The organism is Pseudomonas sp. LBUM1670 (assembly GCF_059695695.1).
In genome coordinates this window covers 4160850-4176897 of record NZ_CP166783.1, presented here as the reverse complement: position 1 = coordinate 4176897, position 16048 = coordinate 4160850, and the positions used below count along the sequence as shown (strand labels likewise).

Below are 16048 nucleotides of genomic sequence, written 5' to 3'. Positions count from 1 at the left end.
AGGACGGGCTTATGCGCACAGGGATGATGGCGCTGGCGTTGGGTCTGCTGGCCCTGCGTTTTTTGCCGGTGTTACCACCGGTCTGGTTATGGATGCTGTTGCCACTCGTGGGTCTGATGTTGCTGCCGTTCAGGACTTATCCATTGGCGTTCTTCCTGTTCGGCTTCAGTTGGGCCGGGGCGAATGCGCAGTGGGCGCTGGATGATCGTTTGCCGGCGAATCTTGATGGCGAAACCCGTTGGGTCGAAGGCCGGGTGACCGGTTTGCCCCAGAATAATGAAGGGGTTGTGCGTTTCGAATTGGCGGACGCCCGTTCACGGCAGACGCAGGTGCCGTCACTGATACGTCTGGCCTGGTATGACGGACCGCCGGTCAACAGCGGCGAACGCTGGCGGCTGGCAGTAAAATTGAAGCGTCCCGCAGGGCTGCTCAATCCCCATGCCTTCGATTACGACGCCTGGCTGCTGGCGCAACGCATCGGTGCAACCGGTACCGTCAAGGATGGTCAGCGCCTTGCCGAAGCCCGATGGGCCTGGCGCGACGGCATCCGCCAGCGTTTGCAAACCGTGGACGCTCAGGGGCGAACCGATGCACTGACGGCGCTGGTACTGGGGGACGGCGCCGGGCTCAGTCGCGAGGACTGGCAGGTGTTGCAGGACACCGGCACCGTGCATTTGCTGGTGATATCCGGGCAGCACGTCGGGTTGCTGGCCGGCGTGGTGTATCTACTGATCGCCGGGCTGGCTCGCTACGGTATGTGGCCGAATCGCTTGCCGTGGCTGCCATGGGCGTGCGGACTGGCATTCGCCGCTGCCTTCGGCTACGGACTGCTGGCGGGATTCGAAGTGCCGGTGCGGCGAGCCTGCGTGATGATCGGTCTGGTGCTGTTTTGGCGCCTGCGCTTTCGCCATCTCGGCGCCTGGTGGCCATTGTTGCTGGCGCTCAACGCGGTGTTGTTGCTGGAACCGCTGGCGAGTCTGCAACCGGGTTTCTGGTTGTCCTTCGCCGCCGTGGCAGTGTTGATCTTCACCTTCGGCGGTCGCCTCGGCCCTTGGCGATGGTGGCAAACCTGGACCCGCGCTCAATGGTTGATCGCGATCGGCCTGGGTCCGTTGCTGCTGGTGCTGGGATTGCCGATCAGTCTCAGCGGGCCGGTCGCCAATCTGCTGGCGGTGCCCTGGATCAGTTTGCTGGTATTGCCGCCGGCCTTGCTGGGAACCCTGTTGTTGCCGCTGCCTTATGTGGGCGAGGGGTTGTTGTGGCTGGCGGGTGGGCTGATCGACTGCCTGTTCAAGGGCCTTGGGTTGATGGCCGGTCAATTGCCCGCGTGGGTGCCCGTGGCGATTCCATTGTGGATATGGGCGCTGGGCACCCTCGGCGCGTTTCTGCTGTTGATGCCGCGCGGCGTACCGCTGCGTCCGTTAGGTTGGCCGTTGTTACTGTTGCTGGTTTTTCCACCTCGGCCTCTGTTGCCAGAGGGGATCGCCGAAGTCTGGCAACTGGATGTCGGCCAGGGGTTGGCGATCCTGGTGCGAACCCGCCATCACACGCTGTTGTATGACACCGGCCCGCGCTTCGGCGACTTCGACCTCGGCGAGCGAGTGGTGCTGCCCACCTTGCGCAAACTGGGTGTGGCTGGGCTCGACCTGATGTTGATCAGCCATGCCGACGCCGATCACGCGGGCGGTGCGCGAGCGGTTACCCATGGCTTGCCGGTGACGCGAGTGCTCAGCGGCGACCCCGAGGCGCTACCCGCCGAACTCCACGCCGAGGCCTGCGAGAGTGGTCGGCAATGGACTTGGGACAATGTCAGGTTTCAGCTCTGGCAATGGCCTTTGGCTTCGGACAGCAATCAAAAGTCCTGTGTCCTGCAAATCGAAGCCAATGGCGAACGCCTGTTGCTGACCGGTGATATCGACACAACGACCGAGCGAGTCCTGCTCGACAGTCCGCTGGCCGTGCCCACCGACTGGCTGCAGGCGCCGCACCACGGCAGCCGCAGTTCGTCGTCGATGGCGCTGCTCGCCGCGTTGCAGCCCAAAGCCGTGCTGATCTCGCGCGGTAACGGCAATTCCTTCGGTCATCCGCATCCCACGGTGGTGGCCCGCTATGCAAAACGCGGCATGGCGATCCATGACAGCGCCGAGCAGGGCGCCATTCGTCTGCACCTCGGACGCTTCAAGCCACCGTGGACGATGCGTCAGGAACGGCGTTTCTGGCACGCCGCGCCATAACCGTGTCTTATTAAAGCCCGACCGGATGCGACATCACGGTCTTCGGTGCGCCGACCCCCTATGTTAGAGTGGCGCACTTTTTCGAGGGGATTGTCACTGTGTGGGAATTGGTCAAATCCGGCGGCTGGATGATGCTGCCGATCATTCTGAGTTCCATCGCGGCCATGGCGATCGTCGCTGAGCGTCTGTGGACCCTGCGTGCCAGCCGTGTGACCCCGGAGCATCTGCTCGGACAGGTCTGGGTGTGGATCAAGGACAAGCAACTCAATAAAGAAAAACTCAAGGAACTGCGTGCCAATTCGCCGTTGGGCGAGATTCTGGCGGCGGGCCTGGCCAACTCCAAACATGGTCGCGAGATCATGAAAGAGTGCATTGAAGAAGCCGCCGCGCGGGTGATTCACGAACTGGAACGCTACATCAATGCGCTGGGCACCATCGCCGCCATGGCCCCGTTGCTGGGCCTGCTCGGCACGGTGCTGGGCATGATCGATATTTTCAGCGCGTTCATGGGCACGGGCATGGGCACCAATGCTGCGGTGCTGGCCGGTGGTATTTCCAAGGCGCTGATCACCACGGCGGCGGGCCTGATGGTCGGTATTCCGGCAGTATTCTTCCATCGTTTCCTGCAACGCCGCATTGATGAGCTGGTGGTGGGCATGGAGCAGGAAGCGATCAAGCTGGTTGAGGTGGTACAGGGGGATCGTGACGTGGACTTGACCGAGGGCAAAAAAGCGTGAAATTCCGCCGCAAACCGCGGGAAACGGTCGACATCAACCTCGCGTCGCTGATCGACGTGGTGTTTATCCTCCTACTGTTTTTCGTTGTGACCACCACCTTCACCCGTGAAACCCAGTTGCGCGTCGATCTGCCGGAAGCGGTCAGTGGTTCGCCTGCCGAAGACCAGCAGGTCAAACACCTGGACGTCGCCATCAGTGCCGAAGGCGTGTTTTCGGTGAACAATCAGGTCTTGCAGAAGAACGACCTGACCACGCTCATGGAAGCGTTGCAGAAAGAATCCAGCGGCGACACTAACCTGCCGTTGTCCATCAGCGCTGACGGCAAGACTCCACATCAGTCCGTCATCACCGCTATGGACGCCGCTGGTAAACTCGGTTTCAGTCACCTGCGCATGACCACAGTCGAGGCGGCGCCGCCCGCGCCCTGATGGCCATGTCCGATCGCTTGCTCGCCGCGTGGTACGAAGGTCATCCGGCCCTGAAGCTGTTGCAGCCGCTGGAGTGGCTGTATCGGCGCGTGGTCACGAACAAGCGCCAGCGCTTTCTGGCGGGTGAGGGCGAGATTTATCAGCCGCCGGTGCCGCTGATCGTCGTCGGCAACATCACCGTGGGCGGTACGGGCAAGACACCGCTGATTCTGTGGATGATCCAGCATTGTCAGCGCAGCGGCTTGCGGGTCGGCGTGGTAAGCCGCGGCTATGGCGCCAAACCGCCGCAACTGCCGTGGCGCGTCGAGGCCGAGCAAAGCGCCGATGTGGCGGGCGATGAACCGCTGTTGATCGTCCAGCGTACCGGCGTTCCGTTGATGATCGACCCCGACCGCAGCCGCGCCGTCAAAGCGCTGCTGGCGAGCGAGCCGCTGGACCTGATCCTGTCTGATGATGGCATGCAGCATTACCGGTTGGCGCGGGACCTTGAACTGGTGTTGATCGACGCGGTCCGTGGCCTGGGTAATAAACGTTGCCTGCCTGCCGGACCGTTGCGTGAACCGGTCGAGCGTCTGCAAAGTGTTGACGCGGTGCTGTACAACGGCGCCGCCGATGACCGCCCGGACGGTTTTGCCTTCCAACTGCAACCCACCGAACTGGTTAATCTGCACAGCAGCGAACGCCGTCCCCTCGATCATTTTCCCGCGGGCCAGGCGCTGCATGCCGTGGCCGGGATCGGCAATCCGCAGCGTTTCTTCACGACCCTCGAAACGCTACACTGGCAGCCAGTTCCGCATGCCTTTGCCGACCACGCCGAGTACAGCGTGCAGGCCTTGAATTTCACACCGTCATTGCCGTTGGTGATGACCGAAAAGGACGCGGTGAAGTGCCGTGCCTTCGCCGCCGCCGATTGGTGGTACCTGGCGGTCGATGCTGCGCCATCGCCGGCCTTCGTGGCCTGGTTCGATACGCAGCTGATGCGCCTGTTGCCGGCTCGTCTTTTGCCTTAAACCGTTTTTATCCAGGGAATGCTCATGGACACCAAATTGCTCGACATCCTCGCTTGCCCGGTCTGCAAAGGCCCGCTCAAGCTCAGCGCCGACAAAACCGAGCTGATCAGCAAGGGCGCCGGCCTGGCGTACCCGATTCGCGACGGCATCCCGGTGATGCTCGAAACCGAAGCCCGCACCCTGACCACTGACGAGCGTCTGGATAAATGACCACAGCCTTTACCGTTGTCATTCCATCGCGATACGCCTCCACCCGCTTGCCGGGAAAACCGCTGCTGCTGATCGCCGGCAAGCCGATGATCCAGCACGTCTGGGAACAGGCGAGCAAAAGCAGTGCCGAACGGGTCGTGGTGGCCACGGACGATGCGCGCATTGTCGAGGCGTGCAACGCGTTTGGCGCTGAAGTGGTGCTGACCCGCGAAGATCACAACTCCGGCACGGACCGCCTGGCTGAAGTCGCCGTAAAACTCGGTCTGGCGCCTGACGCCATCGTGGTCAACGTTCAAGGTGACGAACCGCTGATCCCGCCGAGCGTGATCGATCAGGTGGCCGCCAACCTCGCGGCCCACACCGAAGCGCGCATGGCCACATTGGCCGAGCCGATCGAAGATCTTGAAACCCTGTTCAACCCTAACGTGGTCAAGGTGGTCAGCGACCTCAATGGCCTGGCGCTGACGTTCAGTCGCGCAACGTTGCCGTGGGCGCGGGACGCGTTCGCGAAAAGTCGCGATGCGCTGCCGGAAGGCGTGCCGTATCGCCGCCACATCGGCATCTATGCCTACCGCGCCGGCTTCCTGCATGACTTCGTCAGCTGGGGCCCGTGCTGGCTGGAAAACACCGAGTCCCTGGAGCAACTGCGTGCCCTGTGGCACGGCGTGCGGATTCACGTTGCCGACGCATTGATCGCACCGCCCACCGGCGTCGACACCGTCGAAGACCTCGAGCGCGTTCGTCGCCTGCTGGAGGCCTGATGCGGGTTTTGTTCGTCTGTCTGGGCAACATCTGCCGTTCACCGACGGCCGAAGGCGTGTTGCGGCATAAATTGCGTGAAGCGGGGCTGGCCGATCAGGTCGAAGTGGCCTCCGCCGGCACCGGTGACTGGCACGTCGGCAGGGCGCCGGACAAACGCAGCCAGGCTGCGGCCAGGCTGCGCGGTTACGACCTGTCTGCCCAGCGCGCCCAGCAAGTGACCCGCGCCGATTTCGCCACCTACGACCTGATTCTGGCGATGGACAACAGCAATCTGCGCAACCTCAAGGCCCTGCAACCGGCCAGGGGCAAGGCTGAGCTGGACCTGTTTCTGCGTCGTTACCAGTCGGAAGTCAATGAAGTGCCGGATCCGTACCACGACGGTGACCAAGGCTTCGAGTACGTGCTGGACCTGATCGAGCGCGCGACCGACTTGCTGGTGATCGAATTGAAGGGCCGGTTATGAGTTTGCAGGTTCAACCTTGGGTTTCGCTCAAACCGTTCAATACCTTTGGCGTGGACGTTCAAGCGCGGTTGTTTGCCGAAGCCCATAGCGATGCCGATGTGCGTGAGGCACTGGCCTATGCGGCGGAGCATGACGTGCCGCTGCTGGTGATTGGCGGTGGCAGCAATCTGCTGCTGACCGCTGACATCCAGTCGCTGGTGCTGCGCATGGCGACACGGGGGATTCGTATCCTGAGTGACGACGGCAGCAAAGTCGTGATCGAAGCCGAGGCCGGCGAGCCCTGGCATCCGTTCGTGCAACACACGCTGGCGCAGGGTTTGTCGGGGCTGGAAAACCTCAGTCTGATCCCCGGCACCGTCGGCGCGGCACCGATGCAGAACATCGGTGCCTATGGCGTGGAGATCAAGGACGTGTTCGCCGGCCTGACCGCTCTGGATCGCCGGACCGGCGATTTACGCGATTTCACGCTGGCCGAGTGCAACTTCGCTTACCGCGACAGCCTGTTCAAACAGGAGCCGGGGCGCTGGTTGATCCTGCGGGTTCGGTTCGCCCTGGATCGCGCCGCGCACCTGCATCTGGAGTACGGTCCGGTGCGTCAGCGCCTGACCGAGCAAGGCATCGATCACCCGACCGCCACCGACGTCAGCCAGGCGATTTGCAGCATCCGCAACGAAAAACTCCCGGACCCGGCGGTGCTCGGTAATGCCGGCAGCTTCTTCAAGAATCCGTTGGTGTCAGCCGCGCTCGTGGCGCAGCTCAAGGGTGAATACCCGGATCTGGTGGCCTACGCGCAACCCGACGGGCAGATGAAACTGGCCGCGGGCTGGCTGATCGAGCGGGCAGGCTGGAAAGGTTTCCGCGAGGCCGACGCCGGCGTGCATAAGTTGCAGGCGCTGGTGCTGGTCAACTACGGGGCCGCGACGGGCCTGCAGTTGCTGAACCTGGCGCAACGCATCCAAAAAGACATTTCCGAACGTTTCCATGTCGACCTGGAAATGGAGCCGAATCAGTATTGAAGCTACGCTTCAAGGACTGATTTCAAAGCCCTGCACAGCATTAACTGTGCAGGGCTTTTTTGTTGATGCCGGGTTAGCTTAGCCAACTGACGATCAAGCATTTGTTCTACCAAAGGCCCGATGCAGACGTTGCCGTTCGAACGCGTCGGTGACCCCGCATGAGTCGCCGAATGGGTTCACGGGTCAGCAGCCTGAAACGTCGGAATAACCTGGCTCAGCTAGGCTTGTCACAAGAGGCCATCGAGCGCTTGCACGACCCGATCGGTCTGCATATCGGCAGCCATTCCCTGGCGGAAATCGCCTTGTCGCTGCTGGCCGAAATTGTGGTGATCAAGAACGGCGTTGAGATGAAGCAGAAAAAGCCGTTGCAGGAGGAGGTATGAGTAGGCCAATCGGCGCCATCGTGTTGGCGGCGGGGCAGGGCAGTCGGTTCCGACAGGTGGCGGGTGCCGATAAGGATAAGTTGTTGGCCGACTGTACCGGGCGCGATGGTGCCGTTCGCTCAGTGATCGAGCAGGTGCTGGTGAGTTTGCCGACCACACTGGCGAAGCGCGTGCTGGTGACGACTGAAGATCGACCGCAAGTGGCTCGTATGGCGCAGGCGTATGGTTTCGAGGTTGTGCTGATCGAATCGACCGGGATGGGCGACAGCATTGCGGCTGGGGTGGCGGCGTGCGCGCAGCTTGATGGCTGGTTGATTGTGTTGGGGGATATGCCGTTTATTTTGCCTTCCAGTATTGAGCGGGTGGTGGCGGGGATTACTGATGACGGGATCAGTGTTCCGGTTATCAATGGCGAGTACGGACATCCGGTGGGTTTCGGGCGTTCGTTTGGACCGGGATTGATGGCATTGTCGGGTGATCTCGGAGCCAAGCCGTTGTTTGCGACGGCGAGGGTGGTCGAGGTCGCGGTGGACGATCCAGGGGCTTTGTGGGATGTGGATGTGCCTGCTGCCCTGGTCTTCAACTAGACGTTGATCCAATGTGGGAGCGGGCTTGCTCGCGAAAGCGGTGGATCAGCTTGCATCAATGTTGAATGCTAAACCGCATTCGCGAGCAAGCCCGCTCCCACACTGGATCGTGGTGATGTTGAATTTGACATAAAAAAAGCCCCGCCTGGATCACTAGGCGGGGCTTTTTAGTGGCCGATGGAATCAGACGAGAGGTTTAGGCTCGTGCTCTTTTTCCAGGGCTTGCTCGTGTTGCTCTACCGCTTCCTGAACGGAACGCGGTGCTTCGTCGATCACGGAGTCAGCTGGCTCGGCAGCAACTTCAGCAGCCTCGACGACTTCAGCCACAACCGGTGCCACTTCGACAGCGGCAGGAGCAGCAGCGGCAGCCAGTTCGGCTTCCTTCTGCAGGCGCTCTTCTTCACGCTTGCGACGACGCACTTCACGCGGGTCGTTCGGCGCGCGGCCACTTGGCGTCAGGGCGCTGACCGGGGCGGCTTCAACCACTGGCGCAGCCACTTCAGCTACAACCGGCGCTTCAACCACTGGAGCGGGTTCGGCAGCAGCCACTACTGGCTCGGAAACCATGGCTTCAGCTTCTGGTGCTGGTGCTTCGGCAACAGTTGGCTCGGCAACCCAGTTGAACGCGGTTTGCTCTTCGCGAACTTCACGAACCGTTTCGGTCACGGTTTCAGCAACGGTTTCGACAACCGGTTCTGCAAACACTGCCTGCGCTTCAGCAACGACGGTTGGCTCAGCGGCAGCTTCAACTTCAGGCTGCGCTTCACGAACCGGGGCCACTTCGATTTCCGGAGCGGCAGTTACTTCTACAGGCGTAGTCGCTTCAACGACTGGCGCTTCTACCGGAGCAGTTTCCAGTGTGGCGGCAGTGGCGCGTTCGGCTTGCTCGTTGGCCTGTGCTTCGGCCGGAGCGCTGATCACGGAGCTGGCAACGGCTGCGGTTACAGCCAGGCCGGCGGCCAGATCGGCAGCGCTTGGTGCTTCGCGGCTTTCGCCAGCTTCGTTACCTTCGGCGGATTCCGATTCTTCCGAACCTTCGATCACGTTGCCGTTGGCATCGCGTTGACGCTCGCGACGGTTGCTGCGGCGACGCTGACCACGGGAGCGGCGGCGTGGACGATCGCCTTCGGCGCCATCCTGACCGTCTTCCGGCAGTTGCTCTTCGTTGCCAGTCAGCTCTTCTTCAGCAACGGCGGCAGCCGCTTGCTCGGCACGCGGTTGACGTTCTTCACGCGGTGGGCGTGGCGCACGTTCTTCACGTGGCTGACGAGCTGGACGCTCTTCAGCAGTAGCGGTAGCGGCGGCAGCCGGTGCGGTGGCGTCGAGCGGCTCACGCAGTTCACGCACGCGTTCTTCACGCTCGCCACGTGGCTTGCGATCTTCGCGAGGTGCGCGCGGTGCACGTTCTTCGCGAGGGGCGCGTGGTGCGCGCTCTTCACGTGGAGCGCGTTCTTCGCGAGCGACTGCCGGGGTTTCTTCGCGTGCTTCGCGTGGCTCACGTGGTGCGCGTTCTTCACGCGGTGCACGTTCCTCGCGAGGCTTGCGTTCTTCATCGCGGCGACCGTTACGGTTGCGGCTCTGCTGACGACCGTTGCGACGCTCTTCGTTACGAGCAGGGCGTTCGGTGGTCGCTGGTTTTTCAACCACAACCGGAGCGGCAGGCTCTTCTTTGGTAGCGAACAGGCTGACCAGCGACTTCACCAGGCCTTTGAACAGGCTTGGCTCTGGTGCGACGGCCGGCGCAGCAACCGGTGCGGCGACGACTTCGGTCGGAACCGGAGCGTTGGCGCGGGCCGGAGCGGTCTTGACCGCGGCTTCCTGGCGAACCAGGGTGCGGGTCGCAGCGGCTGGCTGGACTTCTTCGACTTCGGCAGCGGCAGCAGCGATTTCATAGCTGGACTGATTGATGCTGGCTTCCGGGCTGTCATCACGCAGACGCTGAACTTCGAAGTGCGGCGTTTCGAGGTGATCGTTCGGCAGAATGACGATGCGGGCACGGGTGCGCAGTTCGATCTTGGTGATCGAGTTGCGTTTTTCGTTGAGCAGGAAGGCTGCAACCGGAATCGGCACTTGAGCGCGAACTTCGGCGGTGCGGTCTTTCAGGGCTTCTTCTTCGATCAGGCGCAGGATCGCCAGCGACAGCGATTCAACGTCACGGATGATGCCGGTGCCGTTGCAACGCGGGCAAACGATGCCGCTGCTTTCGCCGAGCGATGGACGCAGGCGCTGACGGGACATTTCCAGCAGGCCGAAGCGCGAGATGCGACCGACTTGCACGCGAGCGCGGTCGGCTTCCAGGCATTCGCGGACTTTCTCTTCCACGGCGCGCTGGTTCTTGGCAGGAGTCATGTCGATGAAGTCGATGACGATCAGGCCGCCGATGTCGCGCAGACGCAACTGACGGGCGATTTCTTCGGCGGCTTCAAGGTTGGTCTGCAGGGCGGTTTCTTCGATGTCGCTGCCTTTGGTGGCGCGCGCCGAGTTGATGTCGATGGACACCAGGGCTTCGGTCGGATCGATGACGATGGAGCCGCCGGAAGGCAGTTCAACGACGCGCTGGAAAGCGGTCTCGATCTGGCTTTCGATCTGGAAACGGTTGAACAGCGGGACGCTGTCTTCGTACAGCTTGATCTTGCTGGCGTACTGCGGCATCACCTGGCGAATGAAGGTCAGGGCTTCGTCCTGGGCTTCAACGCTGTCGATCAGCACTTCGCCGATGTCCTGGCGCAGGTAATCGCGGATGGCGCGGATGATCACGTTGCTTTCCTGGTAGATCAGGAATGGCGCGGAGCGATCCAGCGAGGCTTCTTTGATGGCGGTCCAGAGTTGCAGCAGGTAATCGAGGTCCCACTGCATTTCTTCGCTGCTGCGGCCGAGGCCGGCAGTGCGCACGATCAGACCCATGTCGGCCGGGGCAACCAGACCGTTCAGGGCTTCACGCAGTTCGTTGCGCTCTTCACCTTCGATGCGACGGGAGATACCGCCGGCACGCGGGTTGTTCGGCATCAGTACCAGGTAACGACCGGCCAGGCTGATGAAGGTGGTCAGGGCGGCGCCCTTGTTGCCACGTTCTTCTTTTTCGACCTGAACGATGACTTCCTGGCCTTCGCTCAGGACGTCCTTGATGTTGACGCGGCCTTCAGGCGCTTTCTTGAAGTATTCGCGGGAGATTTCTTTGAGGGGCAGGAAGCCGTGGCGCTCGGAGCCGAAATCGACAAAGGCAGCCTCAAGGCTTGGTTCGATGCGAGTAATCCGGCCTTTATAGATGTTGGCCTTCTTTTGCTCGCGTGCACCGGATTCGATGTCCAGGTCGTAGAGGCGTTGGCCATCTACCAGTGCAACACGCAACTCTTCGGGTTGAGTTGCGTTAATCAGCATTCTTTTCATGTAGTACCGTCGGTTTCCGGGCTGCCGGAAACGGCGTTCGGCACACACGACTTCTCATGGTCGGTGTCAGGTGCGTCGGGAGTGGTTGGCCATTCCCGTGTCCAGCGATGTCCGGCCAATGTGGGCCTTCGTCGCGACGTACGCGTCCTGCTTGCTGTGGCTACTTAAGCACTCAGTCAGGAGGAGGAATCAACCAGCGGCTGTGGACGAGATGAAGCGTCTTGATAAAGCCTATTGCTACACAGTCCAGCGGTTGTGCATCTCCACCCTACACGTATCCCTGATAATTCGGGTGCTGCCGCGCGCAGAATCCGCAGCGGGTTGGCATTTACCGTGAGCTCCGAAAGGGGAGGTCACGCATCATGGCTAATTTAGGCGTTGTTTCCGAAGCGTTCGCTCGGGGTCATTCGCAGCTGACTGCACTTTGTGAACTGGCCGTGAATATTGGCTCGCGTAGCGAGTCAAAACTCTGCTTTGCGGCGTGATTCAGGCCTCATGTCACCTGCGCTCGTTACACCTGCAAACTCCACCGTTACGTAGCGAAAGCCCCGTAGGACGGCCTCGCGTCCTGGTGAACTGCATTGGTCAGGGCCGGTTTTTGACCGTTGGTCCGCTGTCCAGGCCGCTTTTGGCGGCGTTCGCGACTATAGCAGTAATGATTAAGTGCTTCAATTCCATAAAAAATTGATATCATCCGCGCCATGACGACTACTGCCCCCTCGACCCCAGGCGTACAACTGCTTGAGGTCTCGCCGGAATATGCCGGCCAACGTATTGATAACTTCCTTCTCGCTCGGCTCAAAGGCGTGCCCAAGACTTTGATTTACCGCATTTTGCGCAAGGGCGAAGTGCGAGTGAACAAAGGTCGGATCAAGCCCGAATACAAGCTGCAGGCGGGCGATATCGTGCGCGTGCCGCCGGTTCGCGTGCCTGAGCGCGATGAACCGGTGCCACTGGCACAGGGCCTGCTGCAACGGCTCGAGGCCTCGATTGTCTTCGAAGACAAGGCACTGATCGTGATCAACAAGCCTTGCGGCATCGCGGTTCATGGCGGCAGCGGCCTGACTTACGGGGTGATCGAAGCCTTTCGTCAGCTGCGTCCGGATTGCAAGGAGCTCGAACTGGTTCACCGTCTCGACCGTGACACCTCTGGTCTGTTGATGATCGCCAAGAAGCGCAGCATGCTGCGTCACTTGCACACGGCATTGCGCGGTGATGGCGTGGATAAGCGCTACATGGCGCTGGTTCGCGGTAACTGGGCGGCGTCGATCAAGCAAGTCCGTGCGTCGCTGGGCAAGAGCAATCTGCGTTCCGGCGAGCGTATGGTCGAGGTCGACGAGGAAGAGGGCAAGGAGTCTGTGACCGTGTTCAAGGTCCTGCGCCGTTTTGGCGACTTTGCCACCCTGATCGAAGCCAAGCCGATCACCGGCCGGACCCACCAGATCCGCGTGCATACCTTGCACGCCGGGCACTGCATTGCTGGCGACACCAAGTACGGCGATGACGATTTCAGCAAAGAGATTCGGGATTTGGGCGGCAAGCGCCTATTCCTCCACGCCTACATGCTGACCGTGCCGTTACCCGATGGCGGCGAGCTGAAGTTGCAGGCGCCTGTCGACGAGATGTGGGCCAAGACCGTGGAGCGCCTGAGTGCACCCCTCTGATTACAAACTGCTGATTTTTGATTGGGACGGCACTCTCGCCGACTCCATTGGTCGGATTGTCGAGGCGATGCACGTAGCGTCCGAACGTTCCGGCTTCCAGTTGCGCGATGATTTTGCTGTGAAAGGCATCATCGGGCTGGGCCTTCCGGAGGCCATTCGTACGTTGTATCCGGAAATCGGCGACAACGAGCTGGTGGCTTTTCGTCAGCACTACGCGGATCACTACATTGCCTCGGAGGCTGTGCCTTCGCCGCTGTTCGAAGGTGTGGTCGAGTCGATGGCTGCGTTTCGCGACGAGGGTTATCACTTGGCGGTCGCCACCGGCAAGGCGCGTCGCGGACTGGATCGCGTGCTGAAGTCGCACGGTTGGGAAGATTATTTCGACATCACCCGCGCGGCCGACGAAACCGCCAGCAAACCCCATCCGTTGATGCTTGAGCAGATTCTCGCCCATTGCGAGGTTCGCCCGGAGCAGGCGTTGATGGTCGGCGATTCGTCCTTCGACCTGCAGATGGCGCGCAATGCCGGGATGGATTCGGTGGCGGTCAGCTACGGCGCGCAGTCGATTGAGGCGCTGAGGCTGTTCGATCCGGCACTGGCCATCGATCGTTTTTCAGAATTGCATGCCTGGCTGAGTCAGCGGGCCTAATAGATTTTTGCTGGGGTAGATGTCATGACCGACGAATGGAAAGCGCCCGCCAAGGCGAGCGCGGAGAGCGGTGACGAGAAGAGCTGGAAGCTGCTGGAGAAGACGCTGCTGGCCAGTGTGCAGGAGCAGCGCCGCTCACGGCGTTGGGGCATCTTCTTCAAGCTGCTGACCTTTGTGTATCTGTTTGGCGCGCTGATTCTGTTCACGCCGCTGATGGACATGGAAAAAGCCGCCACCCGCAGCGCCAATTACACCGCGCTGATCGACGTGACCGGCATGATCGCCGACAAGGAGCCCGCCAGCGCTGACAACATCGTCGGTAGTCTGCGTGCGGCCTTCGAAGATGAGAAGGTCAAAGGTGTCATCCTGCGCATCAACAGTCCGGGCGGCAGTCCGGTGCAATCCGGCTACGTTTATGACGAGATTCGCCGGTTGCGCGGCTTGCACCCGGACACCAAGGTTTACGCGGTGATCTCCGACCTGGGCGCTTCCGGTGCTTATTACATCGCCAGTGCGGCGGATCAGATTTACGCCGACAAGGCGAGTCTGGTGGGTTCCATTGGTGTGACGGCGGCGGGCTACGGGTTTGTCGGCACCATGGAGAAGCTGGGTGTCGAGCGTCGGACCTACACGTCAGGCGAGCACAAGTCGTTCCTTGATCCGTTCCAGCCGCAGAAGCCTGAGGAAACCCGGTTCTGGCAGGGCGTGCTCGATACAACGCACCAGCAGTTCATCAGCAGCGTCAAGAAGGGTCGTGGCGATCGCCTCAAGGATAAGGAGCATCCGGAGTTGTTCTCCGGGCTGGTCTGGTCCGGTGAGCAGGCGCTGCCGCTGGGGCTGATCGATGGGCTGGGTAATGCCAGTTCGGTGGCGCGTGATGTCATCGGCGAGAAAGAACTGGTGGACTTCACCGTTCAGGAATCACCGTTCGATCGTTTCTCGAAAAAACTGGGCGCCAGCGTGGCTGAGCAGTTGGCGATGTGGATGGGCTTTCACGGTCCGTCGCTGCGCTAGCTGTCCGCTCGCGTAAAAGATCGCAGCCTTCGGCAGCTCCTACAGGTGGACGTGAATCCATGTAGGAGCTGCCGAAGGCTGCGATCTTTTGCTTTTCAGGGGATTTGCACGCCTTCGACCAGCAGCATATCGATCAGGCGAATCAGCGGCAGGCCGATCAGGCTGGTAGCGTCAGGGCCTTCCGTGCTTTGAAACAGGCTCACCCCCAATCCTTCGGCCTTGAAGCTGCCAGCGCAATCGTAGGGCTGTTCGGCGCGCAGGTAGCGTTCGATGCGTGCGGTGTCGAGTGTGCGCAAGTGTACGGTGAATGGCACGCAGTCGACCTGGCAGTGTCCGGTCTGGCTGTTGAGCAGGGCGAGGCCGGTCAGGAAGGTCACACTGGCGCCGCTTGAAGCCTGCAACTGTTCGCGGGCCTTTTCGAAGGTGTGGGGCTTGCCGATTATCCTGTCGCCGAGCACTGCGACTTGATCGGAGCCGATGATCAGATGAGCGGCGTGGCTGCCGGCAAGGGCCTGGGCTTTTTCTTTGGCGAGGCGTTTTACCAGCTCGACGGCGGGCTCTCCCGGTCGATGACTTTCATCGATATCCGGCGAGCTGCAGGTGAATGGCAGCTGCAAGCGGGCCAGCAATTCCCGGCGATACACCGAGCTTGAAGCGAGTAATAAAGGCAGCATGCGCATCTCCAGAAGACAGGCGCGAATTCTAGCGAGGCTTCCAGGTGACGGACAGGGCTGAATTTCCTTTGACATGGCCGGGGGCATCCCTATAATGCTGCGCCTATGTTGAATGACCCGATTCCACCTCACGTTGACCCGCGCAAATTGGCTGACCGTGGCACCACCCTTCAAGGTGAACTGCTGCTGGCCGATTTGGAGAGACTCTGCGACCCGCTTTCCGATACTGTCGGTACGGTGCAGGCTAAATTCGTTTTTGAACGAGATGAACGTAAGTCTGTGGTAATCCACAGCTTTATCGACACCGAAGTCAAAATGGTTTGCCAGCGTTGTCTTGAGCTGGTCACCCTGCCGATCCACAGCGAATGCAGTTATGCTGTGGTGAAGGAGGGTGCGAATACCCAGTCGTTGCCGAAAGGTTATGACGTGCTGGAACTGGGCGAAGATCCTTTGGATCTGCAGTCACTGATCGAGGAGGAGCTTCTGCTCGCCTTGCCCATTGTGCCTGCTCATCATCCGGAAGAATGCCAGCAGCCGGCGGGTCTCGATGAGCCCGAACCGAGCGAGGACGAGGTAACGCGGTCCAACCCGTTCAGTGTATTGGCGCAGTTAAAGCGTGACCCAAACGTTTAGGAGTTAATCAATTATGGCTGTTCAGCAGAACAAAAAATCCCGCTCCGCCCGTGACATGCGTCGTTCGCACGACGCTCTCGAGGCTAGCACCCTGTCTGTAGAAAAAACCACCGGTGAAGTTCACCTGCGTCACCACGTATCGCCAGAAGGCGTATACCGTGGCCGTAAAGTGATCGACAAGGGCGCTGACGAGTAAT

Annotated in this window: 16 protein-coding genes and 1 pseudogene; 15 read left to right on the top strand and 2 right to left on the bottom strand. The window is 60.9% G+C overall.

Annotation, left to right across the window (positions count from 1 at the left end; translation table 11 throughout):
* Positions 1–11: 11 nt before the first annotated feature.
* From ACA073_RS18950 to ACA073_RS18905, 10 genes and pseudogenes are all read left to right on the top strand, one after another.
* Positions 12–2234, top strand: a complete 2223-nt coding sequence (locus ACA073_RS18950; RefSeq protein WP_497398583.1) for a DNA internalization-related competence protein ComEC/Rec2 — start codon at positions 12–14, stop codon at positions 2232–2234.
* A gap of 98 nt (positions 2235–2332) precedes the next feature.
* Positions 2333–2971 carry a flagellar polar localization protein PocA gene (pocA, locus tag ACA073_RS18945; protein ID WP_192420264.1) on the top strand — a complete coding sequence of 213 codons (639 nt, stop codon included), beginning with the start codon at positions 2333–2335 and terminating at the stop codon, positions 2969–2971.
* The gene (gene pocB / locus ACA073_RS18940; protein ID WP_497398580.1) at positions 2968–3399 is read left to right on the top strand and encodes a flagellar polar localization protein PocB; all 432 of its coding nucleotides are present in this window, start codon (positions 2968–2970) and stop codon (positions 3397–3399) included. Before pocA ends, pocB begins: the two co-directional genes overlap by 4 nt.
* Positions 3399–4409: a tetraacyldisaccharide 4'-kinase gene (lpxK, locus tag ACA073_RS18935; protein WP_497398578.1), complete on the top strand. Its 1011-nt coding sequence runs from the start codon at positions 3399–3401 to the stop codon at positions 4407–4409. Before pocB ends, lpxK begins: the two co-directional genes overlap by 1 nt.
* A 24-nt stretch (positions 4410–4433) precedes the next feature.
* A complete protein-coding gene (locus ACA073_RS18930) occupies positions 4434–4619 on the top strand; it encodes a Trm112 family protein (RefSeq protein WP_007945752.1) in 186 nt (61 codons plus the stop codon).
* Positions 4616–5380: a 3-deoxy-manno-octulosonate cytidylyltransferase gene (kdsB, locus tag ACA073_RS18925; protein WP_497398576.1), complete on the top strand. Its 765-nt coding sequence runs from the start codon at positions 4616–4618 to the stop codon at positions 5378–5380. Before ACA073_RS18930 ends, kdsB begins: the two co-directional genes overlap by 4 nt.
* Positions 5380–5844 (top strand): low molecular weight protein-tyrosine-phosphatase, encoded by a 465-nt coding sequence (locus ACA073_RS18920; RefSeq protein ID WP_497398574.1) that lies wholly within the window; start codon positions 5380–5382, stop codon positions 5842–5844. The genes kdsB and ACA073_RS18920 overlap by 1 nt, the downstream gene beginning before the upstream one ends.
* A complete protein-coding gene (gene murB, locus ACA073_RS18915) occupies positions 5841–6860 on the top strand; it encodes a UDP-N-acetylmuramate dehydrogenase (protein ID WP_497398572.1) in 1020 nt (339 codons plus the stop codon). Before ACA073_RS18920 ends, murB begins: the two co-directional genes overlap by 4 nt.
* Positions 6861–7030: 170 nt before the next feature.
* Positions 7031–7243: pseudogene (locus tag ACA073_RS18910) on the top strand (XdhC family protein); the annotation flags it as partial.
* Positions 7240–7830 carry a nucleotidyltransferase family protein gene (locus tag ACA073_RS18905; RefSeq protein ID WP_497398570.1) on the top strand — a complete coding sequence of 197 codons (591 nt, stop codon included), beginning with the start codon at positions 7240–7242 and terminating at the stop codon, positions 7828–7830. The pseudogene ACA073_RS18910 and the gene ACA073_RS18905, both read left to right, overlap by 4 nt.
* A 183-nt stretch (positions 7831–8013) precedes the next feature.
* Here the strand turns inward: ACA073_RS18905 and rne are convergent, their stop codons facing one another.
* Positions 8014–11217, bottom strand: a complete 3204-nt coding sequence (rne, locus tag ACA073_RS18900; RefSeq protein ID WP_497398568.1) for a ribonuclease E — start codon at positions 11215–11217, stop codon at positions 8014–8016.
* Between the two features lie 701 nt (positions 11218–11918).
* On the opposite strand from rne, the gene rluC reads away from it, so the two are divergent.
* From rluC to sppA, 3 genes are read left to right on the top strand one after another with little or no spacing between them, the layout of a single operon-like run.
* The gene (gene rluC / locus ACA073_RS18895; protein WP_497398566.1) at positions 11919–12881 is read left to right on the top strand and encodes a 23S rRNA pseudouridine(955/2504/2580) synthase RluC; all 963 of its coding nucleotides are present in this window, start codon (positions 11919–11921) and stop codon (positions 12879–12881) included.
* Positions 12868–13530: an HAD-IA family hydrolase gene (locus tag ACA073_RS18890; RefSeq protein ID WP_497398564.1), complete on the top strand. Its 663-nt coding sequence runs from the start codon at positions 12868–12870 to the stop codon at positions 13528–13530. The genes rluC and ACA073_RS18890 overlap by 14 nt, the downstream gene beginning before the upstream one ends.
* A 24-nt stretch (positions 13531–13554) precedes the next feature.
* Entirely contained in the window at positions 13555–14544 is a 990-nt protein-coding gene (sppA, locus tag ACA073_RS18885) for a signal peptide peptidase SppA (protein WP_461953752.1), read from the top strand.
* A gap of 95 nt (positions 14545–14639) precedes the next feature.
* Here the strand turns inward: sppA and ACA073_RS18880 are convergent, their stop codons facing one another.
* Positions 14640–15218, bottom strand: coding sequence for a Maf family protein (locus tag ACA073_RS18880; protein WP_497398561.1), 579 nt, complete (start codon positions 15216–15218; stop codon positions 14640–14642).
* A 105-nt stretch (positions 15219–15323) separates the two neighbouring features.
* On the opposite strand from ACA073_RS18880, the gene ACA073_RS18875 reads away from it, so the two are divergent.
* Both ACA073_RS18875 and rpmF read left to right on the top strand, forming a co-directional pair.
* On the top strand, positions 15324–15851 hold the full coding sequence (locus ACA073_RS18875) for a YceD family protein (RefSeq protein WP_004371317.1): 528 nt from the start codon (positions 15324–15326) through the stop codon (positions 15849–15851).
* A gap of 13 nt (positions 15852–15864) precedes the next feature.
* On the top strand, positions 15865–16047 hold the full coding sequence (gene rpmF, locus ACA073_RS18870; RefSeq protein WP_003179396.1) for a 50S ribosomal protein L32: 183 nt from the start codon (positions 15865–15867) through the stop codon (positions 16045–16047).
* The last annotated feature ends 1 nt before the right edge of the window (position 16048 follow it).